General features: G+C 62.0%; 14 protein-coding genes. 11 read left to right on the forward strand and 3 right to left on the reverse strand.

Annotated features, from left to right (window positions below; all coding sequences use genetic code 11):
* Positions 1-539, forward strand: a 539-nt coding sequence (locus ACEW8N_RS21395) for an NAD(P)-dependent oxidoreductase (RefSeq protein WP_373501906.1), incomplete at its 5' end; no start/stop codon positions are given.
* Between the two features lies 1 nt (position 540).
* Here ACEW8N_RS21395 and ACEW8N_RS21400 read toward each other — a convergent pair.
* The 3 genes from ACEW8N_RS21400 to ACEW8N_RS21410 form a co-directional block, all read right to left on the reverse strand.
* The gene (locus ACEW8N_RS21400) at positions 541-873 is read right to left on the reverse strand and encodes a ferredoxin-thioredoxin reductase catalytic domain-containing protein (RefSeq protein WP_373501907.1); all 333 of its coding nucleotides are present in this window, start codon (positions 871-873) and stop codon (positions 541-543) included.
* Complete coding sequence (locus tag ACEW8N_RS21405; protein WP_373501908.1) at positions 873-1,160, reverse strand: glutaredoxin family protein; 288 nt, start codon at positions 1,158-1,160, stop codon at positions 873-875. The genes ACEW8N_RS21400 and ACEW8N_RS21405 overlap by 1 nt, the downstream gene beginning before the upstream one ends.
* 67 nt (positions 1,161-1,227) lie before the next feature.
* Positions 1,228-1,965 carry a TIGR04282 family arsenosugar biosynthesis glycosyltransferase gene (locus ACEW8N_RS21410; RefSeq protein ID WP_373501909.1) on the reverse strand — a complete coding sequence of 246 codons (738 nt, stop codon included), beginning with the start codon at positions 1,963-1,965 and terminating at the stop codon, positions 1,228-1,230.
* 314 nt (positions 1,966-2,279) lie between these two features.
* Here ACEW8N_RS21410 and rsxC point away from each other — a divergent pair, with 314 nt between their 5' ends.
* From rsxC to ACEW8N_RS21460, 10 genes are all read left to right on the forward strand, one after another.
* The gene (rsxC, locus tag ACEW8N_RS21415) at positions 2,280-3,644 is read left to right on the forward strand and encodes an electron transport complex subunit RsxC (RefSeq protein WP_373501910.1); all 1,365 of its coding nucleotides are present in this window, start codon (positions 2,280-2,282) and stop codon (positions 3,642-3,644) included.
* Positions 3,645-3,694: 50 nt separating this feature from the next.
* Positions 3,695-4,687 (forward strand): RnfABCDGE type electron transport complex subunit D, encoded by a 993-nt coding sequence (locus ACEW8N_RS21420; RefSeq protein ID WP_373501911.1) that lies wholly within the window; start codon positions 3,695-3,697, stop codon positions 4,685-4,687.
* 11 nt (positions 4,688-4,698) lie between these two features.
* The gene (locus ACEW8N_RS21425; RefSeq protein WP_373501912.1) at positions 4,699-5,382 is read left to right on the forward strand and encodes an FMN-binding protein; all 684 of its coding nucleotides are present in this window, start codon (positions 4,699-4,701) and stop codon (positions 5,380-5,382) included.
* Positions 5,383-5,385: 3 nt separating this feature from the next.
* Positions 5,386-6,009 carry an electron transport complex subunit RsxE gene (gene rsxE, locus ACEW8N_RS21430; RefSeq protein WP_373501913.1) on the forward strand — a complete coding sequence of 208 codons (624 nt, stop codon included), beginning with the start codon at positions 5,386-5,388 and terminating at the stop codon, positions 6,007-6,009.
* Positions 6,010-6,012: 3 nt separating this feature from the next.
* Positions 6,013-6,777 (forward strand): electron transport complex protein RnfA, encoded by a 765-nt coding sequence (locus ACEW8N_RS21435; RefSeq protein ID WP_373501914.1) that lies wholly within the window; start codon positions 6,013-6,015, stop codon positions 6,775-6,777.
* A gap of 52 nt (positions 6,778-6,829) precedes the next feature.
* Entirely contained in the window at positions 6,830-7,741 is a 912-nt protein-coding gene (locus tag ACEW8N_RS21440; RefSeq protein WP_373501915.1) for an RnfABCDGE type electron transport complex subunit B, read from the forward strand.
* A gap of 493 nt (positions 7,742-8,234) precedes the next feature.
* Complete coding sequence (locus ACEW8N_RS21445; RefSeq protein ID WP_373501916.1) at positions 8,235-8,573, forward strand: P-II family nitrogen regulator; 339 nt, start codon at positions 8,235-8,237, stop codon at positions 8,571-8,573.
* Positions 8,574-8,632: 59 nt separating this feature from the next.
* Positions 8,633-10,159, forward strand: coding sequence for an ammonium transporter (locus tag ACEW8N_RS21450; RefSeq protein ID WP_373501917.1), 1,527 nt, complete (start codon positions 8,633-8,635; stop codon positions 10,157-10,159).
* A gap of 123 nt (positions 10,160-10,282) precedes the next feature.
* Positions 10,283-11,203: an amidophosphoribosyltransferase gene (locus ACEW8N_RS21455; RefSeq protein ID WP_373501918.1), complete on the forward strand. Its 921-nt coding sequence runs from the start codon at positions 10,283-10,285 to the stop codon at positions 11,201-11,203.
* Positions 11,204-11,219: 16 nt separating this feature from the next.
* A complete protein-coding gene (locus tag ACEW8N_RS21460; RefSeq protein WP_373501919.1) occupies positions 11,220-14,297 on the forward strand; it encodes a glutamate synthase-related protein in 3,078 nt (1,025 codons plus the stop codon).
* Positions 14,298-14,430: the final 133 nt, after the last annotated feature.

Below are 14,430 nucleotides of genomic sequence, written 5' to 3' on the forward strand. Positions count from 1 at the left end.
GCGCCCTGGACGCGCCCGTGTCGGGCGGAGACGTCGGGGCGCGGGAGGCCCGCCTGTCCATCATGGTCGGCGGCACCCGGGAGGCATTCGACAGCATCCGGCCCCTGTTCGACATCATGGGGCGGAAGGTCGTGCATCAGGGGGGCGCCGGGGCGGGGCAGCATGCCAAGATGTGCAATCAGATCATGATCGCGGGCACCATGATCGGAATGTGTGAATGCCTGATTTACGGCACCCGGGCCGGCCTGGACCTCGAGACCATGCTCTCCAGTATCTCCGGCGGCGCGGCGGCATGCTGGTCCCTGGACAACCTGGCGCCGAGGATTTTACGGAAGGAGTTCGATACGGGATTTTTCGTCGAGCATTTTGTCAAGGACATGGGGATCGCTCTGGATGAGGCGCGCCGCATGAACATCGCCCTCCCCGGGCTTGCCCTTGTCGAGCAGCTCTACCACATGGTGATGGCCGACGGCGGCAAGCGCCTCGGGACCCAGGCGCTGATGCCGGCCCTGGCCCGGATGAGCGGCATGGCGCCGTAGGCTAGAATACCATTTTTTCAGGAGGCCTGCGCTCGGGGACGTATTCCCGGGGGATTTTTTCCTCGTTCCACGCCTGCGAAACATACAGATTGCAATAGCAGCTGCCAAACTCCGCGACATCCGGAGCCCGGTAAATGCAGGGGCAGATAATGTCCTTGTCGTTTTCCCGGTCTCCCGAAGCCAGGCGGCACGGACAGACCATGTACCCGTAACGCGCCTTGTTCTGGAGGAGCCCTTCCAGAAGCTCACGGGTTCGCGCTTTGTCCTTGTTGAAGTAGAACCCCTTGGCTTCCTGAATCCCTTTTAGCTGTTCGTAAAGTTTTTCAGCGTCCATCACATTCCCAGCGCCTCCTTGATCTCCTTTTCCTTGTGGCCCACGATCACCTTTTTACCGATGATGATGGTCGGGAACGAGCACCGGGGATTGAATTTTTTCACATCCTCGATGATGGCCTTCCGTTCGTCCCCTTCGAGCAGGTCTACGTCCACAAAGTCATACTTGACGGTGCATTCCGCCAGAAGCTGTTTGGTCAGTTTGCAGTGACTGCAGGTGCTGAGCGAATATACCTGGATATTTGGGTTATCCGCATCCCCCGGGGGGGCATCCGTATCATGAACCATTTTTCATCCTTTCGCCTTGAATCTTTACAAGAAATGAATTGCCATGTAGCACATCCGTCGGCTTTAATCAATTGGAAGCGGCCGAGGCGGACGGCAGCCTCGGGGATTCCAGAAATTCGAGCGTCAGCGGTGCGTGGAGCCGAAGGTCTTCCTTCCGGGACATGAGGTCTTTTAGGTCTTCCCCGTCATCGATGTCCCGCCATTCGGGAAGGATATGGCAAGACACGCCGTTCAGGCGCATCCTTTCCATGGTTTGCGCAAACACCATAGGCGTGCTCCAGTCGATGCCCTGGAAACAGCCGGGGGAGAAGCCGGACTTCGTGAAGCCGATCATATAATAGCCGCCGTCCAGAGCAGGCCCGATGACTGCTGGATGCCGGGCCAGGGCGTCAAAGGCCTCCTGAATGAGCGATGCCGGGAGGCCCGGAATGTCCGTTCCCATCAGGAGTACCCGGCCGTAATTCTCTGAAAACGCCCTTGCAAAGGCGGCGGCCATGCGTTCCCCCAGGTCCGTCCCCGTCTGGGGCCAGAAGGGGTCATGCCCGGAAAGCCACTCAGCGACGGCCTTTTTTGCCTTCCCGGGGGTATAACAGATGATGACGGGCCGGCCGGCTCTTTTGAGCATGGAAAGGGCGTCCAGGACAAAACTGCGATACATCTCAAGGGCCGCGTCCGGACCGATGGTGCGGGCGAGGCGGGTTTTCACCCCGCCTTTTATCGGGGCTTTGAGAAAAAGGAGGACGCCCTGTCCGGCGTTGGCGTCGGGGAGGGTGTTTGCGGCAAGATGGATCGATGGATGGCTCATGGGTTGAGGTTCTTCTCCGGTGTCGGGTTACAGATGTTTCATCTCCTACAGGCGGCGGGGCGAAACGTCAAACAATACCTGAAGATGAATCAGGAAGGCTTTGATTGCGAGGGGTTAAATGCGGAAGTCCGGCGGAATATTTTTCTGAACGGAATTTATTTTATTTATGAGATGAAGCTGCAATTTTCTCGCTTGACATGGATATTTTTATTGTATATCCAACGTGCTAAAAACGTAAAGAATTCGCTGTCGAGTTCATCACCGGGACGAAGCCAAAGGCGCACGCTTTTGGCAAAGTTTTTTAAGGAGTCGCTATGGGGTTCAATTTCAAATTTTTTGGGAGCGGCGGCACATTCCCTCACGGTGTGCATCCCCCCGAGAGAAAAGCGTTCGCGGAAAATGCGGCCATCGAGGTCATGCCGCCGCCGGATAAGGTCGTGATCCCCCTGCTGCAGAATGTGGGGGCGCCCGGCAAACCGTCCGTCAAGGCCAAGGCGTCGGTTGCCATGGGCGACAGGATCGCCGATGCGGGCGGCTTTGTGTCGGCGCCGATCCATTCCCCGATCGCGGGCAAGGTTGCCAAGGTCGGGACCACCACGCTCCCGAACGGCCGTCATGTTGCGGCCATGCCCATCAAGGCGGAGGGCGAGCAGTTGAGCGGCAGGGACCTGTGGGACGAGAACTTCGGCGGGGACTGGCCGCGGGAGGGGCTTGCCAGATACGGCGACAAGGAGATTGTCGACGCCATCCAGAACGCCGGCGTCGTCGGCCTGGGCGGCGCGACATTCCCGACCCACGTCAAATACGTCCCCAACGATAAAAAGCCCATCGATACCGTCATGATCAACGGGTGTGAATGCGAGCCGTATCTTACGTCCGATTACCGGATGATGATCGAGGCCCCCGAACCGATCATCACGGGGGCGCTCCTGCTGGGTCAGGTCACCCACGCCCGGGACATCATCATCGGCGTCGAGGACAACAAGCCGAAGGCTGTTGAGGCGCTCCAGAAAGCCGCCGCCGGAACCGGCATCCGGATTGCGGTATTCAAAACAAAATACCCCCAGGGGAGTGAAAAACAGTTGATCCTTGCGGCTACGGGGCGCGCGGTGCCGCTGGGCGGCCTGCCCCTCGACGTGGGCGTGGCGGTGAGCAACGTCAGCACGGCCGCCGTCGTGGCCCGCGCGGTGCTGAGGGGGAAGCCCCTGACCCATCGGGTCGTCTCGGTGACCGGCGCAGGGATCCGGAACCCGAAAAACCTGCTGGTGCCCATGGGGATCCGCATGGGGGATCTGATCGACTACTGCGGCGGGCTGACGGCGGATGCGGCCCGGATCGTGGCCGGCGGCCCCATGATGGGCTTCGCCTTCTCCGACATGGAAACGCCCGTGACCAAGGGCACCAGCGGCATCACCGTGCTCACCCACGCGGACCTGAAGCGGGAGGCGGAAACCAACTGCATCCGGTGCGGCCGCTGCGTGGACGCCTGTCCGATGAACCTGGTTCCCAGCAAGCTGGCGCTGGCCTCCCGCAAGAAAGACGTCGACCTGGCGCAGATGTACAGCATCATGGCCTGTTTCGAGTGCGGCTCCTGCGCTTACATCTGCCCGGCGCAGATTCCCATCGTTCAACTGGTGCGCACCGGCAAGGCGGTCGTGATCGGGGCAAGCAAGAAATAAGGATGGTTCAATCAACTCAATCCGGGGATTTCCCTCAAAGGTAATTTTCTATGGCGAAAGATAAAGCAATAGCACTATCGGCTGCGGAAGGGATCGCACCGTCGATCCACGTGGCGCCCTCGCCCCACCTGTCCAGCACCTCCACGTCCACCAGGCAGATGATGCTGGATGTGCTGATCGCGCTGGCGCCGGTGGTCGGCATGGCGATCTACGTTTTTCAGATGTATGCGGTCAGGCAGCTGGTCATCTGTGTCTCGACCTGCCTTCTGGCCGAGGCGGCCTTCACCCGGATGCGGGGAAAATCCCTGACCCTGTGGGATTTTTCCGCGGCGGTCACCGGGGTGATCCTGGCGCTGTCGCTGCCGGGCACGGCCCCGTGGTTCGTGGGGGTGATCGCCTCCATCATCGCCATCGGCATCGGGAAGATCATCTTCGGCGGCCTGGGGATGAACATCTTCAACCCGGCCATGGTCGGGCGGGCCTTTGTCATGATCTCCTTTGCGACCTTCCTGGGGGCGTCCGGGTATCAGGATGTGACCAGTGCCGTCGACGCCATCACCCAGGCGACGCCCATGGACACATTCAAGCAGGGCGGCGGCGTCGCATCGATCTCCGCCCTCTTCTGGGGGCTCACCAACGGCTCCCTGGGGGAGACCAGCGCCCCGGCATGCCTCATCGGTGGGATCTATCTCTGCATCCGGCGGACCGCCTCCTGGGAGATCCCGGCGGGGGTCATCGGGGCGGCGGTGGTGATCGGCGGGATCGCCAACCTGCTTCAGCCCGGGTCTGAGTGGACCGTTCTCCATCACCTTCTGGGCGGCTCGCTCCTGTTCGGCGCGTTTTTCATCGCCACAGATCCGGCCAGCAGCCCGCTCACCCCGAAAGGCAAGCTCATTTTCGGCATCGGCGTCGGCGCATTCATCATGCTGCTCAGAATCTTCAGCGGATATCCGGAAGGCGTCATGTTTGCGGTGCTGCTCATGAACGGCATCACGCCCCTGATCAATCGCTGGACCATTCCCAGACCCCTTGGCGCAAAATAGGATTGGAGATCATGAAACCCATAGAACCCATGGAACCGATGCGGCCCGGCGCGTTTGCGCGGCTCAAGAACAGCAATATCCTGCAGGCATGGCTGGTGCTCTTTCTTTCCCTCTGCTTTGGGTCCTCGCTTGCCGGCGTGCAGATGAACCTGGGCCCCAAGATTGAGACCAACAAGCTCAACGAAACCCGGGAGAAGGTCCCGGAACTGGTGATGGGAAAAGAAGCCGCCCTGAAAATGGCCGAAGCGGGGGAGACCCTGGAAGCCCTGCCCGAAAGCATCGTCGTGCAGAAGCCGGGAAAGCAGAGCACCTACAACGTATTTGAGGCCCGAAAAGGCGCCGACCGGCTGGGATGGGTCGTCAAGGCCGCCGGAGCGGGGTATGCCGACAAGATCGAGTTGCTCCTGGGGCTGGATCCAAAGGCTGAGAAGATCACGGGGATCTTTGTCCTCGAACAGAAGGAGACCCCGGGCCTCGGCAACAAGATCGTCACCGACGAATGGCGCGGGCAGTTCACCGGCAAGGGAACCGGCCAGCAAATGACCGTCGTCAAGGGCGGCAATACCGGCGCCCCCAACGAAATCAACGCCGTGACCGGCGCCACCATTTCGTCCAGGAGCGTGACCGACATCATCAACACGGCCGTGGCGGACCTGAAAGGGCCGCTCAGCGCCAAGGGATCGGGGGGGAATTAACACATGGCCGATCAACCCACAGCAATGGAGCGTTTTGTTCAGGGGATCCTGCCGGAAAATCCGGTGTACCGCCAGATTCTGGGCCTCTGCCCCACACTTGCGGTGACCAACGGCCTCAAGGCCGCCATCACCATGTCCGCCGCAGTGGCGTTTGTTCTCTTCTGCGCCAACGTGATGACCAGCCTGATCCGAAATCTCCTGAAACCGCATCTCCGGATCGTCGTCTTCACGCTGACCATCGCCACGTTCGTCACCATCGCGGACCGCGCGCTGGCGGCCTATATGTATCAGATGAGCAAGGTCCTGGGGCCCTATATTCCGCTCATCATCGTCAACTGCATCATCATCTGCCGGTGCGAAGTCTGCGCGTCGAAACAGGGCGTGGTCGCCGCCGGCGCCGACGCCATCGGCCAGTCCCTCGGGTTCTGCCTGGCCCTCTGCAGCATCGCCGCGGTCCGGGAGATCCTGGGGACGGGCATGCTTTTCGGTATCCGGGTGCTCCCGGCCGTCTGGTCGGACTGGGTCATCATGGTGCTGCCGCCGGGCGCGTTTCTGACCTTCGGACTGCTTCTGGGGCTCGTCAACTGGTACAGCGACCGGCGGCCGGGAAAGGCCAACAGGGGGTAAACCATGATTAGCTATATCATCGATATATTTCTGATCGGCGTCGTCGCCGCACTGATCAACAATTTTGTCCTCTATTATTTCGTGGGATGCTGCCCGTTCGTGGGCGTGTCCCGCAGGATCAGCACGGCATTCGGGATGGGGTGCGCCGTCGTCTTCGTCATCGCCATCGCGGCCCTGATCTGCTGGACCATCACGACCTTCGTCCTCATGCCGGGCGCGGCCCTGACCGTATGGGTGGCGGGCGGGTTCATGACGCCCGAGGCCGCCGCCGCCGTGGATCTGACCATCCTGAGCTACATCGTCTACATCTTCGCCATCGCCTCTTCGGTGCAGTTCGTGGAGATGTACGTCCGGAAGTTCTTTCCGCCCCTCTACAAGGCCCTGGGGGTCTATCTGCCCCTGATCACGACCAACTGCGCGATCCTCTTCGCCTGCCTCATCATCATGTCCAAGATCGTGGGCGTCGACAATCCGGCCGACGCCTGGGACCTGGGCCGGAGCCTGGTCCTCGCCGTGGGCGGCGGCATCGGCTTCACCATCGCCATCGTCATCATGGCCGGGATCCGGGAGGAACTGGACCTGTGCGATGTTCCCAAACCTTTTCAGGGGGTGGCCATCACCCTGATCGTAGCCGGCATCCTGGCCATGGGATTCATGGGATTCACCGGCGTGGATTCCGGTCTCCGAAAGGCGATGATGCCGGAACCCGCGGTCGCGGCTCAGGTTCAGCCCGCACCCGCCGCAGACAGCGCGGAAGCAAACCAATAGGTGCGGGAAAAAAGCAATTGATCCATAAATTTCAAACACGTGAGAGGGTGTTATGAATTTGGTAACCATAGGTCTTTCCGCCACGACGCTTTTCGGTATGGCGGTTGTTATCAGTTATATACTGGGATGGGCCAGCAAGGCCTTCTATGTCAAGGTCGATCCGAGGATCGAAGCCATTATCGGGACGCTCCCGGGCGCCAATTGCGGCGGGTGCGGGTTTGTGGGGTGCGGCGATTACGCAGAGGCCGTCGTCCTCAGCGGGGTCCCCGTGGACAAGTGCCCGGTGGGCGGGGCCGCGTGCGCGGCCGGCGTGGCGGCCATCATGGGTATCGAGGTGGGGGAGAGCTTTCCCCAGCGGCCCATCGTCCACTGCGGCGCCCGCTATGCCGATCGCAAGGGGCGGACGCCCTACCGGGGCGAAATGACCTGCCAAGCCGCCAACATGGTGGCGGGGGTCCAGGCCTGCACTTACGGGTGCCTGGGCTTCGGGGACTGCACCCGGGCCTGCAAGTACGACGCCATTCACGTCATCGACGGCCTGGCCACCGTGGATTACGACAAATGCATCGGGTGCGGCGCCTGCGGCAGCGTCTGTCCGAGAAACATCATCACCATCACGCCCTTCAAGCGGTCCCAGATCCTCGCGGTCGGCTGTTCCAACAAGGACGCGGGCAAGGAGGTCATGGCCGTCTGCGAGGTGGGGTGCATCGGATGCAAGGCCTGCGCCAAAAAATCCGATCTGTTCAAGATCGAGAACAACCTTCCGACCATCGATTACGAGCACTGGGATGCGGATTGCACCCTCGATATCATGGAGGCCTGCCAGAAATGTCCGAGGAACCGCCTGATCTTCGTGGGAGAACCGTCGCCTGCGGACATTGCGGCGACCCGCGACAAGGCGCTGCCCGAGGTGGTCGAGGCCGATTTCAAAACCACCGTCGACGATACCGAGTGGCGCGGATAGCCGCGGCCTGTATCATTCTTCCAGGTTCATCGTTACACCGAAAGCCGGGCCTCAGCGCCCGGCTTTTTTTTAGGCCTCCCGCCCTTCTTTTCAAGAGAATTCCCTGTCACCCAAAACTGTCTGTGATTCCGTCCTGAACCCATCGCATCAACTCCTTTCGCACGCTCTTTTCCCATGGAGATCTCTCGCGGCATAAAATAACATAAATGTCAGGTAATAAAAAAATTGCAACAAATTTGTCTTCCTTCTAAAGACTATGGGTTTCGGGCGGCCCATGAAGATTATTTGAGAATAAAATATATTCTATTAAATATAGATTGTTGTCCGGATATAACGAGGCGGTGAGATGCACTGGTACGGGCTTTGCTGTGTGCTTCCGACAGAGAGGATTATCGATCGTCGCAGCGACAGAGATGCGCACGGCATGGCAAACGGACTTGTGGAACGGTCCAAATCGGGGGCCGTCAAATTCGGCAACCAAGGGAGGCGGGACATGAAGAAGATCCAGGCGGTCATCAAGCCATTCAAACTGGAAGAGGTCAAATACGCCCTGAACGAGATCGGCGTCAAGGGCATGACCGTGACGGAGGTGAGGGGATTCGGGCGGCAGCGGGGCCACAGGGAGGTCTACCGCGGGGCTGAATACCAGATCGATTTCGTTCCCAAGATCAAGCTGGATGTGGTGGTCAGCGAGAGCATGGCGGACCAGGTCATCGATGTCATCACCAAAAGCGCCTACACCGGCAAGGTGGGGGACGGCAAGATTTTTGTCTGGCCGGTGGAATCGGTCACGCGTATTCGAACCGGGGAGAGCGGTGAAAGCGCCATCTGACGAAGTTTACGAGCGATCACACTACAACACATTCAATCGAAGGATAGGAGGATGACAAAATGAAGCGTTTTTTCGCGTGCCCCACATGGATCATGCTTACCACGGTTTGGATGGCGGCAGCCATCATTCTCATCACAGCAGCCGGCGGACCTTCGCCTGCCTCTGCGGAAGAACCGGCCGCCCTGACAAAAGCCCTTGAAACGGTTCCCGAAGCCCTGCTGAAAGGCAAAACCCAGGACGAGATTCGAAAGGAATTGCCGGTCTCCGGCGCCTACCGGGACGAGACAACGCCGATTTCCGAGGATGTCGAGGTGTCGGTGGCAGGCAAAACCGAGACGGTTTCCATTGCCCGCTACCTCTCGGATATAGAAATCCTCCAGTATCGGGGCGACGTGCTCTGGACCTGCATTGCCGCCTTTCTCGTTTTCATCATGCAGGCGGGGTTTGCCATGGTGGAGTCGGGCTTCACCCGGGCCAAGAACGCCGTCAACATCATGATGAAAAACATCATGGACTTCTGCATCGGCACCGTTGCCTTCCTGGTCATCGGCTTCCACATCATGTTCGCCGGTCCCGATGAATCCCTCTTCTTTCTCGGGAAGACGGCCGCAACCCAGTGGGGGTTTGCCTTCTGGCTGTTTCAGTGCGTCTTTGCGGCGACCACTGCGACGATCGTGTCCGGCGGCGTGGCGGAACGCTGCAAGTTCACCAGCTACCTGATCTACAGCGTCGTGATCTGCGCGGTGATCTACCCGGTCTTCGGCAGCTGGGCCTGGGGGAGCCTGCTGGATGGCGGCGGCTGGCTCGAAGGCCTTCTGGGCGTCGGATTTTATGATTTCGCGGGCTCCACGGTGGTTCATTCCATCGGCGGATGGATCGCCCTGGCCGGCGCCATCGTCATCGGCCCCAGGGTCGGTAAGTTCGACGCCGAGGGCAACCCCAAGGCCATCCCCGGACACAACCTCCCCTTTGCCGTCATCGGCGGCTTCATCCTCTGGCTGGGCTGGTTCGGGTTCAATCCGGGCAGCACGACGACCTTCGACGGCAACCTGGCCCGCATCGCGGTCATGACCAACATTGCCGGCGCAGCAGGCGGGATCGGCGCCATGGCCGCCATCTGGTTCTACGCCAAAAAGCCGGACCTGGGGATGACCGTCAACGGTTTTCTTGCCGGCATGGTGGCCATCTGTGCGGGGGTGGATGTCTTCAACGTCTTCGGCGCCCTTATGATCGGCCTGGTGGCGGGAGTCCTGGTGGTCTTCAGCGTCATCTGCATCGAGCGTTTCCTGAAGGTCGACGACCCTGTCGGCTGCGTCAGCGTCCACGGCGTCTGCGGCGCCTGGGGAACCTTGGCCTATGCCTTCTTCGGCGTCGAAAAGTTCAGTTTGACGGTCCTCATGGCCCAGCTTACCGGCATCGGCGTGGGCTTTGTCTGGTCGTTCGGTTGCGGCATGGCCCTCTTCCTCGCCCTCAAGCATACGGTTGGGCTCCGGGTGACGGCCGAGGAAGAGGAGACCGGCCTGGATATCGAGGAGCACGGCAACGAAGCCTATTCCGGGCTGCAGGTCGACCGCCACAGCTATTGATGCGTCGCGCCGCGCATCCGTCCGGAAGCCGTCGCATCAGGCTTCCGGGCGCCTCCCCTCAGGGGGGCGGAACCAGGGGCGGCGCGGAACCCAACTCACGCATAGGATCATAGGAGCAGGACAATGTGCGCCATTGCAGGGATTTTGTTTAAAAACGGCGGCCGGGGGGATCTGAACCTGTCCACGGGGGAGGCCCTCACCCGGATTCTGGACGCGACGCTGCACCGGGGCCCCGATTCGGCGGGCTGGGCACTCTACCGGGAGCCTGTGCCGGGCCGGCTGCGCATGCGGTTTTTCATCCCGGGGGAGACAGACGCCGGGAGTGAGACCGCAAAGATCCGGAGGGTCCTCGCGGCCCGGGGCGCCGATGTCATCGATACGGCGCCCCTGGGGTGCACCATCGGCGTGACGGCCCGATTCTCCGGCGATCTCCTCGCTCTGACCCGCGCCATCGAGCGGCAGGTCAAGCTCGTCTCCATCGGCGAAAGCCTCGACATCATCAAGGACGTGGGGCAGCCGGTGGGCCTGGCCTCCCGGTACGGCATCGGCGATTTCAACGGCGCCCACGGCATCGCACACATCCGCCTCGCCACCGAGTCGGGGGTTCATCCGGACACCTCCCACCCCTTCTGGGCCTGCGGCTTCGCCGACATCGCCACGGTCCACAACGGGCAGATCACCAACTACTGGATCATGCGGCGTCGACTGGAGCGTCGGGGCATGACCTTCCAGACGGAAAACGATACGGAGCTCATCGCCGTCTATCTCGCCTACCGGATGAGCACGGGGGCAAGCCTGGAGGATGCCCTCAAGACCTCCCTGTCGGACCTGGACGGGACCTTTTCCTACCTGGTCGCCACGAAGGAGGCCATCGGCTACGCCAAGGACAAGCTGGCGGCCAAACCCATGGTCAAGTATGAAGACGACGACATGATCATCATCTCGTCCGAAGAGGTGGGGATCAACCGCCTTTTTCCCGGGCGGGCCCTTGCAACCACGGAACCTGCCCCGCTCACCTTCGGGCTCTGGTCCAGATCCATTTAGAGGAGAGGCACACGCCATGGCAACCATCGATTTATCCGGGATGCCGATTCGAACGGCCAACGAGGTCATCCGGGGATACGGCGCGGTCCACAGGGATATCGACATCATCAATCCGGACGCCCGCCATTACATCGCCGTGGGGCTCACCAACCCCGTGAGCGTCCGGATTCACGGATCGGCCGGGTATTTCTGCGGGGGGCTCACCGACGGGCCGCAGATTACGGTGGAAAAAAATGTGAGCTGGGGGGTCGGCGACAACATGCTCTCGGGGGCCGTCGTGGTGGGCGGCAATGCCGGCGCCCTCGCCGGCGAGGCCCTCCGGGGCGGGGAGGTGGTGGTCCGCGGCAACATGGGGTCCCGGGCGGGGCAGGTCATGAAGAAGGGGACCCTCTGCTGCGGCGGCAACTCGTCCTTCATGGCCGGATACATGATGTACGGCGGCCGGATGATCATCCTGGGGGATTCGGGCCTGAAGGTCGGCGAGGACATGGCCGGAGGAGAGATCTTCGTGGGCGGCAGGATCGAGTCCCTGGGCAACGACGCCAGGATCGTCGATCCCGCGGGCGAGGAGACGGAAAGCGTCATGGCCTTTTTAGACCGCTACGGGCTCTCGTTCAAAGGGCGTTTCAAGAAGGTCGTCTGCGCCGGCAGGGAGCTGCGGTACGGCATCCCCGAACCGAAAAAGCGGACCATTCCGTTTCCCAAATTCTCGGGCAGCACGGCCCCGTACTGGAATGAGAAGACGGTGGAGGACATCCAGGTCAAGTCCGTCATCGGCCGCTACCGGGTCCGGGGGTTCGGCACCGCGCGGCATGTGCCCCATTTCTCGGACATCGCCTTCCGGACGGACCTTTCGGTCGCATCCGGAGAGGCGGATCCGGTCTCACGGGTCAACCTGCGCACCCTGATCGGTGACAAGCACGGCGCCCGGGCCCTGGACCTCAGCATGCCGGTCATGATCGCGCCCATGAGCTTCGGCGCCTTGAGCCCCCGCATGAAGGTGGCCCTGGGGATCGCCTCGCGCCTTTCCGGGATTTCGGAAAACACGGGGGAGGGCGGGATGCACTCGGTGGAGCGGGCCGAGGCCCGACAGCTCATCGCCCAGTGCCTCTCCGGCCGTCTGGGGTGGAACATCCACGACATGAAGCGGTCCGACGGCCTCGAGATCTATATCTCCCAGGGCGCCAAACCGGGTCTGGGCGGCCAGCTCATGGCCTCCAAGCTGACCCGGGAGATCGCCGAGATGCGGGGCATTCCCGAGGGGATGGACCTACGCTCGCCGTCGCGGCATCCCGACATCCTGGGTGGCGACGACCTGATCATGAAGGTGCAGGAATTCCGCGAGGCCGTGGGATGGCGGCTGCCGGTGTCCATCAAGCTCGGGGCGGGCCGGACCCGGGACGATGTCAAGATCGCCCTGAAGGACGGCCTCGATTTCGTCGAGTTGGACGGCCTGCAGGGGGGAACGGGCGCAGCCGGCAGTGAAGTGGCCGAATATGTCGGCATTCCCACGATCTCGGCCCTCATGGAGGCCCTGGACGGGCTCGCCGAGATCGATGCCGCGGGCCGCCTGCCCATCGTGGTGATGGGCGGCATCCAGAGCGGCCTCGACGCGGCCAAGGCCATCGCCCTGGGGGCCACGGCCGTGGGGATCGGGACCTCCATGCTGATCGCCGGAGGATGCATCGGCTGCATGGACTGCAGCTCGGGGAACTGCCCCATGGGCATCGCCACCCAGGCCCCCGACCGGGTCGAAAAATTTGACGTGGAAAAACAGGCCGCGAGGATGCACGCCTTTCTCGAGTCGATCCGCTTCCAGCTCGCGGCCGTGACCCGCGCCCTGGGGTATTCGGAGGTCAGGCAGCTCAAGAGAAGCGACCTGGTGGCCCTCACCCCCGAGGCGGCCGAATTGACCCGGCTGCCCTATGCGCCGGAATATCGAAAGCGCATGGCGGTCAAGGCCCCGATCCCGCAGGCCGTGGCAAAAGAGACGAAGGAGACCGGTACGGCCAATTTCCCCAGGGAATCCTTCCGGCTCATCCGGGCCATGGCCGAAACCGATGTTTCGGTTGAAGGCGGCCAGCGGGAGATTCTCAGGGTCCTGTCGGCGCCCCGGGAGAACCCCTTCCCCGAGTCGCGGCCGGCCCACCTGGATGATGTGGTTTTTCTTTCCGCGGCCCTGACGCGCCTCGTGATCGATCCCTACCGGGAGGAGTGCCTCACGCGGACCCGGATTTCACGCACCATCGAGATCGGCGGGCATCCCCCGTCAGCGCGGGCCGTGGAAATGGATCAGCCGTTTCTGGTTTCCGGATTCGACGCAGCGCCCCGGGAGGTCCGGCTGGCCCTGGCGGGCGCCCTCTCCGCCACCGGCTGCGGATATGTCGGCAGACTCCCCCTCCCGGCCGGAGATGGTTTAGACCGCGGTTTTCCATGGCTCCAGCTCCTCTGCGATGGCGACCGACCGGACCCTGCGGCGGCCGGGCTCATCTTCGTGCCCGCTGGCGGCTTTAAGCCGGTGGAGATGACCCGCCTTCACCCCGGCCAGCTTCTGGGGCTGGCCGTGAAGGGGCCGGACCTGGCCGATGCCCTTCCCTATGCCCTGGACCATGAACTGGATCTTCTCGTCCTGGATGCCTGCGGCGGCATCGACCGGCCCTGGGTCGAACTCACGGCCACGCCCGATCTGACCGTCATGCGCGATGCCGTCCGCCTGCTCCGGGAAATGAACATGGAGGAGGAAATCGCCCTGGTCCATTTCGGCGGCATGCGTTCGGGGACCGACGTCGCCAAGGCCCTGGCCATGAACTGCACGGCCTCGGTGATCGGCGCCGCCATGGGGTTTGCCGCCGGCGGCGTGCCGGACGGGGGGACGATGACCTTTCCGGAGCAACTGGACGTGGACCGTCTCCGGGAATCGATGATCCACTGTATCCAGGCCGCGTCCCAGGAGACGGCCATCATCGCCCGGTGCACCGGCAAGACCAACGTCCACAACCTGGAGCCCGAGGACATGCGGGCCATCACCCTGGCAACCTGCCGGGCACTGGGGATTCCCCTGACATCAGGCCAGAGCAGGCGGGAGGGGTTTTAGATCGGCTGCCGTGACCGGGCCATCCGGCCGGCATTCAGGAAAGATTTTGACCCGCGAGATCCGGCCGTGTTGTCCGGCGGGATGAATGAAAACAAATAGCATCCACATAAAATATCCGAAAACAGAGAACAGG

The organism is Desulfococcus sp. (genome assembly GCF_041737845.1).
GTDB lineage: Bacteria > Desulfobacterota > Desulfobacteria > Desulfobacterales > Desulfococcaceae > Desulfococcus.

Bases quoted from the DNA above. Each gene is read 5' to 3' on its own strand.
- ACEW8N_RS21400 (WP_373501907.1), bottom strand. From the start codon at position 873: ATGGACGCTGAAAAACTTTACGAACAGCTAAAAGGGATTCAGGAAGCC.
- ACEW8N_RS21405 (WP_373501908.1), bottom strand. From the start codon at position 1,160: ATGGTTCATGATACGGATGCCCCCCCGGGGGATGCGGATAACCCAAAT.
- ACEW8N_RS21410 (WP_373501909.1), bottom strand. From the start codon at position 1,965: ATGAGCCATCCATCGATCCATCTTGCCGCAAACACCCTCCCCGACGCC.
- rsxC (WP_373501910.1), top strand. From the start codon at position 2,280: ATGGGGTTCAATTTCAAATTTTTTGGGAGCGGCGGCACATTCCCTCAC.
- ACEW8N_RS21420 (WP_373501911.1), top strand. From the start codon at position 3,695: ATGGCGAAAGATAAAGCAATAGCACTATCGGCTGCGGAAGGGATCGCA.
- ACEW8N_RS21425 (WP_373501912.1), top strand. From the start codon at position 4,699: ATGAAACCCATAGAACCCATGGAACCGATGCGGCCCGGCGCGTTTGCG.
- rsxE (WP_373501913.1), top strand. From the start codon at position 5,386: ATGGCCGATCAACCCACAGCAATGGAGCGTTTTGTTCAGGGGATCCTG.
- ACEW8N_RS21435 (WP_373501914.1), top strand. From the start codon at position 6,013: ATGATTAGCTATATCATCGATATATTTCTGATCGGCGTCGTCGCCGCA.
- ACEW8N_RS21440 (WP_373501915.1), top strand. From the start codon at position 6,830: ATGAATTTGGTAACCATAGGTCTTTCCGCCACGACGCTTTTCGGTATG.
- ACEW8N_RS21445 (WP_373501916.1), top strand. From the start codon at position 8,235: ATGAAGAAGATCCAGGCGGTCATCAAGCCATTCAAACTGGAAGAGGTC.
- ACEW8N_RS21450 (WP_373501917.1), top strand. From the start codon at position 8,633: ATGAAGCGTTTTTTCGCGTGCCCCACATGGATCATGCTTACCACGGTT.
- ACEW8N_RS21455 (WP_373501918.1), top strand. From the start codon at position 10,283: ATGTGCGCCATTGCAGGGATTTTGTTTAAAAACGGCGGCCGGGGGGAT.
- ACEW8N_RS21460 (WP_373501919.1), top strand. From the start codon at position 11,220: ATGGCAACCATCGATTTATCCGGGATGCCGATTCGAACGGCCAACGAG.